The 11,364-nt window shown below is 56.4% G+C and carries 15 protein-coding genes and 1 tRNA gene; 10 read left to right on the forward strand and 6 right to left on the reverse strand.

What is annotated here, in order from left to right:
* Positions 1-22: 22 nt before the first annotated feature.
* Complete coding sequence (locus JAB1_RS25615) at positions 23-265, reverse strand: hypothetical protein (RefSeq protein ID WP_139144682.1); 243 nt, start codon at positions 263-265, stop codon at positions 23-25.
* A gap of 360 nt (positions 266-625) precedes the next feature.
* Positions 626-1,078 (reverse strand): helix-turn-helix transcriptional regulator, encoded by a 453-nt coding sequence (locus tag JAB1_RS25620; RefSeq protein ID WP_070282317.1) that lies wholly within the window; start codon positions 1,076-1,078, stop codon positions 626-628.
* 306 nt (positions 1,079-1,384) lie between these two features.
* Between JAB1_RS25620 and JAB1_RS25625 the strand changes: the two genes are divergently transcribed.
* The 10 genes from JAB1_RS25625 (at position 1,385) to JAB1_RS25675 (ending at position 6,943) form a co-directional block, all read left to right on the forward strand.
* The gene (locus JAB1_RS25625; protein ID WP_034745824.1) at positions 1,385-1,582 is read left to right on the forward strand and encodes a hypothetical protein; all 198 of its coding nucleotides are present in this window, start codon (positions 1,385-1,387) and stop codon (positions 1,580-1,582) included.
* Positions 1,583-1,812: 230 nt separating this feature from the next.
* On the forward strand, positions 1,813-2,076 hold the full coding sequence (locus JAB1_RS25635; RefSeq protein ID WP_070282320.1) for an ogr/Delta-like zinc finger family protein: 264 nt from the start codon (positions 1,813-1,815) through the stop codon (positions 2,074-2,076).
* A 120-nt stretch (positions 2,077-2,196) separates the two neighbouring features.
* Positions 2,197-2,598, forward strand: coding sequence for a hypothetical protein (locus tag JAB1_RS25640; protein WP_070282322.1), 402 nt, complete (start codon positions 2,197-2,199; stop codon positions 2,596-2,598).
* Between the two features lie 101 nt (positions 2,599-2,699).
* Positions 2,700-2,915 (forward strand): hypothetical protein, encoded by a 216-nt coding sequence (locus JAB1_RS25645; RefSeq protein ID WP_070282324.1) that lies wholly within the window; start codon positions 2,700-2,702, stop codon positions 2,913-2,915.
* Entirely contained in the window at positions 2,912-3,343 is a 432-nt protein-coding gene (locus JAB1_RS25650) for a hypothetical protein (protein WP_139144684.1), read from the forward strand. Before JAB1_RS25645 ends, JAB1_RS25650 begins: the two co-directional genes overlap by 4 nt.
* Entirely contained in the window at positions 3,343-5,109 is a 1,767-nt protein-coding gene (locus JAB1_RS25655) for a replication endonuclease (RefSeq protein ID WP_070282328.1), read from the forward strand. Before JAB1_RS25650 ends, JAB1_RS25655 begins: the two co-directional genes overlap by 1 nt.
* Positions 5,110-5,114: 5 nt before the next feature.
* Positions 5,115-5,330, forward strand: a complete 216-nt coding sequence (locus JAB1_RS25660) for a hypothetical protein (RefSeq protein ID WP_070282331.1) — start codon at positions 5,115-5,117, stop codon at positions 5,328-5,330.
* Positions 5,327-5,602 carry a hypothetical protein gene (locus tag JAB1_RS25665; protein ID WP_070282333.1) on the forward strand — a complete coding sequence of 92 codons (276 nt, stop codon included), beginning with the start codon at positions 5,327-5,329 and terminating at the stop codon, positions 5,600-5,602. Before JAB1_RS25660 ends, JAB1_RS25665 begins: the two co-directional genes overlap by 4 nt.
* Before the next feature lie 22 nt (positions 5,603-5,624).
* Entirely contained in the window at positions 5,625-5,831 is a 207-nt protein-coding gene (locus JAB1_RS25670; RefSeq protein WP_070282335.1) for a DUF4224 domain-containing protein, read from the forward strand.
* Positions 5,828-6,943, forward strand: a complete 1,116-nt coding sequence (locus tag JAB1_RS25675; protein WP_070282341.1) for a tyrosine-type recombinase/integrase — start codon at positions 5,828-5,830, stop codon at positions 6,941-6,943. Before JAB1_RS25670 ends, JAB1_RS25675 begins: the two co-directional genes overlap by 4 nt.
* A gap of 92 nt (positions 6,944-7,035) precedes the next feature.
* Here the strand turns inward: JAB1_RS25675 and JAB1_RS25680 are convergent, their stop codons facing one another.
* From JAB1_RS25680 to adeC, 4 genes are all read right to left on the reverse strand, one after another.
* Positions 7,036-8,820, reverse strand: a complete 1,785-nt coding sequence (locus JAB1_RS25680; RefSeq protein ID WP_070282343.1) for an AAA family ATPase — start codon at positions 8,818-8,820, stop codon at positions 7,036-7,038.
* A gap of 239 nt (positions 8,821-9,059) precedes the next feature.
* Positions 9,060-9,136: transfer RNA gene (locus JAB1_RS25685), tRNA-Pro, on the reverse strand.
* A 102-nt stretch (positions 9,137-9,238) separates the two neighbouring features.
* Complete coding sequence (locus JAB1_RS25690; RefSeq protein ID WP_070282345.1) at positions 9,239-9,853, reverse strand: TetR/AcrR family transcriptional regulator; 615 nt, start codon at positions 9,851-9,853, stop codon at positions 9,239-9,241.
* A gap of 62 nt (positions 9,854-9,915) precedes the next feature.
* Positions 9,916-11,364 (reverse strand): AdeC/AdeK/OprM family multidrug efflux complex outer membrane factor, encoded by a 1,449-nt coding sequence (gene adeC / locus JAB1_RS25695; RefSeq protein ID WP_070282347.1) that lies wholly within the window; start codon positions 11,362-11,364, stop codon positions 9,916-9,918.

An 11,364-nucleotide genomic window follows, 5' to 3' on the forward strand; every position in this document is an offset into this window, starting at 1 on the left:
CGTCCGAAAAAACAACCATGGGCTAGCTGCATGAAAGCTTTTCAATCTTCGTCAACACAGTATCCGATGATCCAAAGCCCTGAGCGCAAGCCATCAGTTCCATCTTTGTAACAAGTGGCACTTTTGCCAGATGGTAGACACAATGATCCAAAGCCATCTCCCATTCGCCATGTCCATTCAAGCTTTCGCATGTTCGAAAAACTTCGCTAGACAACGCCTCACGCAATTTCGACAGTAGCAAGCTAAATTGAGTGGACTCATCCATGCATTTCTCCTTCAAATCGAACGTCCGCTGTTGGCCGATGGCGGCCACTGTCATCGGCCGCAATGCCATGAGCCGGGCTAATATTGCTAACTCCAGTTACCGCTCACCCAAGTTGGAAAACCATCCGAGGAGGTGGGGGCACACTCACATTTAACTCCGTGTGCCGTCTCGATGACTATACCAAGTGAATACGGCTTCCCGTCGTAATAACATGAATTTTTGACAAACCTTGTGGCCGTGGAAGCCTTCATTTCACATTTATATTGCGGCCAGCAGCAAGCAAAGAGCAATGGGGCTAGAGCGGCAACTTTCCACGTTCCTGCGCTCCTTAGCAACGAGAATTTGCCCTTTCGACACGATTTACGTTGGCGATTTTTTTTTGCGACCAACGTTGATCGTTTGGGGAGCCGTAATATCTCCATGAATCTGCTGCCCAACTTTGCCATGAACAACCATGTGGCTTGTGCGCTCTCCCGATTTAGTTAGCTGTGTAGTCGTGGGTTCGGAAATTCCTTCAACCACGCCTAATACTCGTGCCTTGCCACGCAAGTCCAACTTGCGATAGCCGATCAAAAGCTCATTTTCATCGGTAGTCAAATCATCGCTTGCCGGAACGCCAAGCATGATGTATCCGATGTCAACGCCAATACCCGACAGCGCCACCAGATACCCAGCATCCGGCAAGGTCTTGCCTTGTTCATAAGAAATTTGAGCTAGTTTCTTGACGCCACCAACAGCAGCGAATGCCTCTTGCGTCAAGCCGAGACGTGTTCGTTCCTGCTTGAGCCTATCACCAAAAATATTTTTATCCATACATTCCAATTGACAAGTATGTTTAGACATACTATATTTACGTCATTACCATGTGACGTATACAAATCATACCTTATGACAACTATCGCCCCAGTGACGCGGCAGCCAAAGAATCCACTTTCGCAGCCCATCCCTATTCGCTTACTTCCTCCTGAGATCGAGCGCGTGGAAAAATTCGCACAGCAAGATCACCGTTCGCGGGCATCGTTTATGCGCCTACTGCTGCTTCGTGGCCTGCAATCTTACGAGGCCGAACTCGAACAATTCTCCCTTGTCCATAACGCTTAACTGCACAGGAGCAGGCCCATGTATCCCGATCCAAAACGCGTCCGTAACAACCGTGTCATGGTGCGCCTTGACGAATATGAGTATGACGTCCTGGCCGCCATCGCCAATTATCAGGGCGAGGAACTGGCGCCGTTTCTGCGGCAGCTCGCGCTTCGCCAGGCGGCAATAGTGCTTGGCGACGACAACAGTGTCACCTTACCCAGCATTGCTGCCTAAATGAAGTCACCAATCAGCAACTTTTGAGCAGCCGAAAATATGCCCGACCGTTCCGTACCTGTAGAAACATGCGATGAAGACCAAGACACGTTTGAGCGTGTCCGATTACAGCAGGGCTTGGACACCATCGACCAGGCTATCGAGTGGTTGATTAAGGATAACGTACGAATCGGGATTCGCAAGATGAGCGGCCGAGGCCGTGCCCTGTATCAAGTGAAAAGAAAGAACAAATGAGAGTCATCGGCCTGCCCTGCCCGCATTGCGAATACACCGTCCGCGCCGTCAAGAGCCGCACGATGTCCGCCATGTTCAAGGAAATCACCTACATGTGCCAGAACCCCGAATGCGGGCACTCCTTCGTGGCAGGCCTGGAAGTACTGCGCACCCTCTCGCTGTCCGCCACGCCCAAGCCGGATATCCGCATCCCGATGTCCCAGCATGCGCGCGCGGCAGCCACCAGCCAGCTGGCCCTGGACCTGACGGCGGGCTGCTGATGACTATCCCGATCCTCGCGCCGCCGTAGCCCGGCCGCCGTAACTCCCCTCTTTTGCTGTGCCCTGCTGCGCTCCCTTTTGAGCGTGCGGGATTCGTTCAACCTGAAATAAGGAAAACCGATGGAAAACACGCTGCACGCCACCAGTCTTGCCGACAAATCCATGGCATCAAGCACGATCCGCCCGACCTTGCAAAATTGCATTGTCCCCGTGGCACCAACGTGTTTTTTGCTGCAAGCCAGCGCTGGCGTCGGCATCGCGGCGCTGACCGCCCATATCCATGAGATTGCCAAGACCTATCACGCCTACGGCGCTGCCAATCTGACCTTCATCGTCAGCGATGCGCGGGCACTGGAACGTGACGGCTTTTTCGCACCAGCCAAGCAGCGCGCCCTGGTCGGCAAGCTGCCCATCGAGGTGAACTACATTTTCGCCAACGAAGCGGGCTCCCGCCACTGCTGCGGCGCATCGCACACGCTCCCGTACTGGGCAGAACATTTTCTCAAGGCAGGAGCACGCTGATGCTGCGAGTGGCCAAAACCTGCGGCATCTGGCTGCTGTCGCTCCTGATCGTCATTGCCCCCGGCGTGCTGCGGGCCATTGGCTTCATCAAGGACTGAACCATGCCGGCGTCCCTTATCGACAATCACCTGTCCTTCCAGCCTGCCGCCGAAATTTTGGCCGCGCGCGACAAGGTTTTGAGTGTGTTGAACTCGTTCAAATCAAGAAAGATAAAGTTAATGAAAGAGAATCTGAAAACATTCTGCAGCGGCCTGCTGGCCGGATTGGTCATGTTCGCGCCCGTGTTGATGGCAGCATTTGGTTGGATCGGGAGTTGAAAATGCGCAGCATAGCCAATGAATTGGCAGCCGTCGCTGCCGTCGCCGGACCGACACTAACCAAACAAGAGTTGGAAACCAGGGCGTTTCTGGCCGAAATGGACGCTGTGTCCGCGCAGATCAATGCAACACCACGCGAACAGCGCATGGAACGCTCTGCGGCTGTGCTGGCGATGATCGCCACACCGGCAGACGTCGAGGCTATCCGCGCCGCTTACTGGACACGTGTACCGCTGGCCGCTCGCATGGTAGCCGTCATGTCGGCGCGCATGCCAAAAGAGCGTGCACGCGACGCCCTAAATAAATTCAATGCATTGGAGCGCGGCCGCATCTGGGTCGAACTGGACAAGCTGCAAGGCAATCTCAGCGTGGTCAAGAAATGTATGAATGGCGGACGCATGCCTGGCGCCACGGGCAAGGCGCATTGATGTTGAGCATGGGCATACCGTCGCGCATGGCGAACGCCGTGCATCGCCTGTTCGGAGGATTGAACTGCCGCCGTGGCGAAGTGATCGATGCAATTCTAGCCGACGACCAGCGCCTGCCGCTGGCCGATAGTAACGGCATGATGACCGGCCCGGGCGCTATCTCGGTGGCCGCATTGCAGGCCGCGCGCGAGTGCTACGAGGTGTGCTCAAGTCTGCACGATGAGCACGCCATCAAGGCGCGAATCGACGCGATATGCAGTCGTCGCGGCGTCAAGTCGCCAGTGGCGGCAACGATACGCGGCTACATCGCGCGCGCCGCAGATCATGCGTGGTGGCGCCGCGCACTGCGCAAGGAATTGATGCGCCGCTTCGAGCATACGTCTATTCAGCTGGGCCTGACCTACGTGCGAGCGGATCCGTATGTGAGCCGCGAAACGTGCCTCGCCCAAGCGGCGCAGAACGAGGCAAACCAGAAAGCGCTGGCGGCCGTGACGGCCACCAATGAAAACGGCGACGTCTACAGCCTGGCCGAGCTGGCCGAACTGGGTATGGGCAATAAAACGCTTCGCCGCGGCGAATTGATGCTGCGCATTCGCGGCTTTGAAGAGGTGGCAGACAAGATGCGCCACGTTGGCATGTTCTGGACTATCACATGCCCCAGCAAATACCACTCGGTGGGCGGTACGAACGCAAAATACACGGAATTCGGCAGCCCGACGCCGCGCGCGGCACAGGCGTATCTGGTCAAGGTATGGTCCGCCATCCGTTCCGCGCTGCATCGTCGCGGTATCCAGCCCTACGGCTTCCGCATCGCTGAGCCGCACACGGACGGGTGCCCGCACTGGCACATGCTGCTGTTCGTCGCGCCTGAACACCAGGCCGAGATGGAAGGCGTGATAAATGCCTACGCCATGCGCGAGGATGGCGACGAGCCAGGCGCCATCAAAAACCGCGTCAAACTGGTACGGATCGAGGCGGGGAAAGGCACGGCGGCGGGCTACATCATCAAGTACGTCTGCAAGAGCATTGACGGCGCAGGCGTGGGCGACCACAAGGCATTCGAGGATGGCCGCACTTACGTCATCGTGCCCGATATGTTCGACAAACAGGAATTCACGGCATCCCAGCGCGTCACCTATTGGGCACAGGTACACGGCATTCGCCAGTTCCAGCAGATCGGCGGCGTGCCGGTGGGCGTGTGGCGCGAGTTCCGCCGACTATCGGATGAGTCGGTGCGCAATGCGCCGGAGCCTATCCGCGAGGCATACCAGGCCGCGCAGAAAGTCGAGTCCGAAAATCCCGCCATCGCCCAGCGCGCCGACTTCGCCCGTTTCATATGGGCCATGGGCGGCCCTACCGTGGGCCGCCAGGCCGCGATACAGCTTGCCAAGCGGGTAGAGGACGTCGAAGGGCGCTATGAGCAGGTGGAGGCGCACAGGCCCATAGGCGTGTATCTGGCGGCGCAGCCGCATGCGGTCTATGAGTCCACCCGCTACCGCTGGACGATAGACCGGGCCGGGGTGGCCCTTGCCGTTCCTCGGACTGGTGTAAATAAGTATACGCAGGCCACGAAAGCGCCGGCGGCCGTAGTGCCAGAAAACAAAAAATTCACTCCGTCCTTCAACACCGGACGGAGTTTTGATAGAGAGGGCGCGCCATGCGCCCGGATTGATACCGAAGCCATCTATCTGCACCACAAAAAACGGCAGCCAGGCGGGCCAAGCGCGCATTTGGCGCATCTGCAACGCAAATATAAAAAGGAGTGATATCCATGCAAGCAACTGAATTTTCACAGCCAGTCTCGATTGGTGACCGAGTGAGCTTCGATACCGACGAAGGCTACCAAGCCGGCACCGTCAACGACCTGCGCCGCGACGTGGGCAATGGGGAGTTGCATGCTTGGGTGACGCTGGATCACCAGTGGGCCGGCATGTTCAGGGCGGTGCCGCTTGCCGCTGTGCGGCAGCTCACCGCAACAGCACCATGACGAAGTGCATCACAAGCGATAAATGGCGCGGAGAGCGCGCCGAGCCCGTCGATCCGGCGGCGGTGCGCTTCAAGGCCCGGGAAGCAGAGGCGGTGAACTGCGAAGGTTGTCTGTTTGAGCAATCGTTCGGTGTGTGCGCCACTGCCGCTGCACTTGCGATGGCCAATGGCCAGCCAGACTGCGAGAAGCGCGCACCGGGCGGCATGACCTATATCTACGTGCTGGACCAGAGCGATCCGCGCCAGATTGACCTGATAAGAACTATTTCATAGACCAATAAGGAGAAATACCGGAATGAACGAATTGGCATTGACCGATCAAGAGGTTATCGACCTGACGCACTACCGGCGCGCGGCAGAGCAGCTCCGCGTCTTGAAGGAAATGGGCGTACCCGCCACCAGATTGCACGACAACACAGTTCGCGTGCTTCGCATGCATCTTATCCATCCCGCCACCATGCCGGCGGCCCCCGCCCCTGTAAGGAAGTCTGCCAGAAAATGAATCGTCACCGCAAAACCAATCGCGGCCTGCCGCGCCGGGTCTATCTGAAGAACGGCGCGTATCGCTACCTGGCGGCCGCGCCCATGCGCAACCCGGCCAATGGCAAAATGCAGAGCTGGATTCACCTTGCCTATGAGGCCGAGGGGGAAAGCAAAATGCTGACTGCCCTGGCCGCGCTGCTGGGCAGTCCGCAACTTGTCGAAGGCTCGATGCCACATGCCTGCGTGGAATTCAAAGAAAACAAGCTGGGCAACTACGGCAAGGATACGCAAGATGCCTACCGGCGTTACCTGGACGTGATCGCCGACGAGTTCGAAGAATTTCACGCATCCCAGGTGACAACCAAGGACTGCGCCGGCTTCTTGCGCGACAACTTCAAAAATACGCCGAACACGGCGAAGAAATACGCTGCACTGATGAGCCGCCTGTTCAAGTTCATCATCGGCGAGCTGGGCGTGCGCCAGGACAACCCTATCGATCAACTCGACATGTCCAGCTACAAGACTGAACGACGCGAGGTGCTGGCCACGCATGCGCAAGTGCAAGCGATACGCGAAGCCGGCATGATGAGCAAGGAGCGCAAGGGAACGGGTTTGAGCATCCCGACGGCCAGCGGCCCCATGTTCGCGTGCATCATCGATATGTCCTACCTGCTGTGGGCGCGCGGCATCGACATCCGCATGCTGAAAGAATCACAAATCGAGGATGGGCGGATCAGGATCAAACCAAGCAAAACACAAAAAACTAGCGGCAAGGCAGTGGATATCGTCGTCACGCCTGAGATTGCCGAAGTTATCGCTCGCGCCCGCGGGCTGAAAATTAAGTATGGGCTTATCAGCCAGTTCGTATTTCCGACTCAAAAAGGCGGCGCCTACACCCGCTCCGGCCTCAGTTCGATGTGGGACCGCGCAAAGGAGAGAGTTGGCATGAAGGATGACGTGGTATTCCGCGATATCCGAGCCTTGGCGGCCACGGACGCGGCGCGGCGCGGAGAGGACCGCGCCGACATCCAGAAACGCTTGGTGCACACATCAGGCAAGACAACCGATATCTACATTAAAGAAGTCGTGCCAGACGTGTCGGAAATTCCTATGACGCTTCCATGGAAATGAGGTCAAAAAAAAGATCGGAACCTATTTAGGAGAACCTTTACCAGGTCCACAATATAAATCACATTCGGTCGCGAAAGGTCTGAAAAACGAGACTAAGGCATAGGTGCAAGTGCTACCTGTAACCCATCCATAACAGGCCTCAACAATTCCAAGATTTCCGGCTCGGCGTCAGCTTTACTCACTATCCATTCAGCGAACGTAACCTTGCTTTGCGGCGTCGCAGTCAATAGATAGTAGTGGCCCAAATCCTCCCTTGGGGTCAAGTGGCCTATTATTTTAGCAATGGTTTCCGCATCGCATAATTCCGCATGGGGCTTCTCTGTAAACGCCAGTGCTCCGTCCTTAACCGCTCTCTGCCTCAATACTGGTGGAAATAGGTTCTCCAAACATCCTGGCCAAACGGCTGGTGGCAACTTTAATTGCCCCATAAGTGCTTCCAAACCTGGCTCAAAGGGTAAGCGACACCAATACACCTTGTTCGAATTATGTTGCACCCACTTGCCACCAGGCGCAAGCCGCGCAGTCGAATTCACGTCACGACCTTCCGAGTCATTGTCGACCAAGGTGTAGACCGTGCGCATTGGTGCTAGGCGATTTAGTATTGGACCGTCTCGGCCAAGGCTCTCCATTTTCGTTGTTCCGCCTGCGGGAATAAACGCTACAGGTAACGGAGTCTGCATTAAAACAGACCAAGCCTTCTCAAATATTATCTTATCGCTATCCCCCTCAACGAAGACAATTGGAACCGCCTGCTCAGCGATTTTACCTTCCAATAGCTCCCTTGCGGCTGCATGCCGCTGAATATCCTCATGCGCGGCACGTAAATATTCACTTATGACTGGCAAATGGGGCGTCTCACCCATGAGGTCGCCAGGAAAACCAGTCGCAAAGTCAATTTTCTGAATCTTCGAAGTTAGACGTTGGCCACGCTCCTCAGATCGAGACACATAGAAACGACGTATATCCAGACCATCTAGTGAAAAAAATGCCGGGCTATGGCTGGTCAAAAAAATCTGTTTATTTTTCTGTGCGCCAAATAATCGAAACGTCTCGGCTTCTTTGATTGCATTCACTAACTCTAGTGAATTTTCTGGCTCTTCAAAACCCCAGATGTGGTAATCCTCAACACTGTTATCTGAAAGAAAGGCAAGAATCGGTGGAATGTGGCGAACCTGTACACCATCTCCACGTTGTAACGTCAAACTATATGAATCTCCAGTTTCCGAAGTCGTAACAAAATCAAGTGACCTAAAGAGGTCCGTGAGATCGTCTGGAGTTGACACAGCACTAACTATGCCAAGCCGCTCCAGTAATCCGCTACTAAGCTCTTCCGTCCTTTGTTGAAGAGATTTAGTAAACCCAGCAAAAGAACCATCGAATTCGGCATTTTTAGATATAACTTTGTATATTTCCGCCTGTAGCTGTTCGAATATCTTTCGATCTTTGATTGCTGGAATATAGTGAAAGCGCACCTTATTTAGGAAACGTGTCAAGTATGTTTGATTATTCTGAACTGAAGTTGAAAACTGTGCATTCCCACCCGTCGTAATGCTCCACTGTTTCTTCACCCAAAAACTATCCCCAAGTGAAGCACGCCAGTTAGCAGGCGTACGAAACCAAATCTTTACATACACGAATTTTCTAATATCTGCTGCAGCTTGAGCCTCGGACAATCGTGCATGGCAAAAGTCACGAGGAAAATCGAAACTCTGTAAAGGATTTGTTTTTCCATCAAAGAAAAGATTCAAGGCACGCAATACATTACTTTTACCAGAGTCATTCCGGCCAAACAAAATATTTACATCTGAACAGTCGTTCAGTTGAAACTTATAAATCGATCGGAAATATGCAATTTCCACTCCTTCGATTAATCTCATTTAGACCCCGTTTGTTGAGCATGCTAAAAATATCTTATATTGCAAGTTCTGTAGACAGCATTAGAGATGATTCTTTACACAATGAGATCGCCCTCCCCACACGGCGCGTGACAAAGACGGAGATTCGCATTCAACAATGCTACTTCACAAAGGAAAAAACCCAGCACCGATATTATACAAACGTATAATATACAGTACTGGGTTTTTATACAGCTTGCGCTGTAACTCCTTGAATTTAATGGTCGGGACGGGAAGATTCGAACTTCCGACCCCATGCACCCCATGCATGTACGCTACCAGGCTGCGCTACGCCCCGACGAGGTGGGAATTATAGCAGAGCCTTTTAGGTTTTTGCCATGCTTTGCGCGTGATTCATATCGAACTGCGCAAACTTTTTTGCATGGCCCTGGCAAGCGGCCTATTCGTTCAGCAGCAGCGCCGTCAGGACGATGCGGAAGCCCGCGATCAACGGCTCGACTTTCACGTCCGGATTGTGAATGAGGCGCACGGGCAAGCCCTGGTAAATGGCGACGAGGGCATTCAGGCGGCCTTCCAGCATCTCTTCATCGGCCGGCAAGCCGCGCTTGATGCGCGCATCGCGGATGATGGAGAGAAACAACTGGCGCGAACGCTGGTCCGAGCATTGCAGCATTTCCGCGATCACCGGATTGCGCGATGCTTCCGCAAAAATTTCCAGCGGCATCATCCACGTTTTCGGGTCCAGCGCTTCAAGCACATGCTCGCCCGCATTGTCGATCACGGCCTGCAGCGGGTCTTCGCGCTGCGCCAGGTCCTGCATCAGGTTCGACACCCGCTCCGTATTCTGCATGACGAAGGCGGCGATGATCGCATCCTTGCTGTCAAAATAATTATAGATGTGGCCCGCGCTCATGCCGGCCGCTTTCGATATCTCGGCCATGCTGGCGCCGTGGAAGCCACGGCGGCTGAAACAGCTTTCGGCCGCATCGAGCACCTGCTTGCGCCGCGTGTTGGCGCGCTCGGGGTCCGGATGCTTCTTTTCAACTTGGTTCATGATTTTCCAGTAGCGCGCCGGCCCTGCCCTTGCGGGCAAGGCCGGCGTCGGCGTCCCCGTGATTATTGGGCGCCGCCAGCCGCCGCGACGGCTGTCTGCTCAGGCTGCCAACCGCCGCCCAGCACCTTGTACAAGGTCACCAGATTGGTCGATTTGGCCAGGCGCGCCGTGATCAGGCTCTGCTGCGCCGTGTACAGCGCGCGCTGGGCCACCAGGGCGTTCAGGTAGGACTCGGCGCCCTGCTTGTAGCGCGCGTCGTGGATGGTGTAGCTCTTCGTCGACGCCTCGACCAGCGAGACCTGCGATTGCAGGCGCTCGTCGATGGTACCGCGCTGGGCCAGCGCATCGGACACTTCGCGGAAGGCGACCTGGATCGCCTTTTCGTATTGCGCCACGGAGATTTCACGCTGCACCTTGGCGATATCGAGGTTGGCGCGGTTCACGCCGCCATCGAAGATCGGCAAGCTGATCTGCGGAATGAAGCTCCACGTGCCGCTGCCCGCCTTGAACAGGCCCGACAGGTTGTCGCTCAGCGAACCGGCCGTGGCCGTCAGCGAAATGCGCGGGAAGAAGGCCGCGCGCGCCGCACCGATGTTGGCATTGGCAGCGCGCAAGGTGCGCTCGGCCGCCAGCACGTCGGGACGGCGTTGCAGCACGTCCGACGGCAAGCCGGACGGAATCTCCGCCAGGGCCGTGACGGCGCCGAACTCGCCTTGCGGCAGCAGATCGGCCGGCACGGGGCCGCCCACCAGCAAAACCAGCGCATTCTGATCCAGCGCTACCTGGCTCGTGTAGACAGCCACGTCGGAACGGGCCGACTCGACGCTGGTCTGGGCATCGTACTTGTCCAGGCCGGAGGTAGCACCGGCACTGAAGCGGCGCACGGCCAGGTCATACGACGACTGCTGGCTCTTCAAGGTATCTTGCGCCACGCGCAGGCGCTGCTGGTCGGCCACCAGGTTCAGGTAGGTGCTGGCCACTTCGGCCACCAGGCTGATCTGCTGTGCACGGCGTGCTTCTTCCGTGCCCAGGTATTGTTCCAGCGCGCTGTCGGACAGGCTGCGCACGCGGCCGAAGAAGTCCAGCTCGTACGCCGACACGCCCAGATTGGCCGTGTACTGGCGGTTGATGGACGCTTCGCCGTTGGCGCTGGCGTTCTTCGGCACGCGGCTGGCCGACTGGCCGCCGGACGCCGACAGGGTCGGGATCAGCGCGGCGCGTTCGATGCCGTAGGTGGCGCGCGCCTTCTCGATGTTCAGGATCGAGACGCGCAGGTCGCGGTTGTTGGCCAGCGCCAGTTCCAGTACCTGGCGCAGGCGGGCATCGGCAAAGAACTCGCGCCAGGCGACGTCCGCCACCGGCTTGGCGTCGGCGGCGGCCGTGTCGGCCTTGTAGGAAGGACCGGTCGGCCAGCTTGTGGGCGCCGGCGCTGCCGGACGTTCATACGTGGGGGCCAGGCTGCAACCGGCCAGCAAGGCCAGTGCCGCCATGGAGAGTAGCGATTTTTTCAT

This window comes from Janthinobacterium sp. MP5059B (assembly GCF_001758645.1).
Lineage (GTDB): Bacteria > Pseudomonadota > Gammaproteobacteria > Burkholderiales > Burkholderiaceae_D > Janthinobacterium > Janthinobacterium lividum.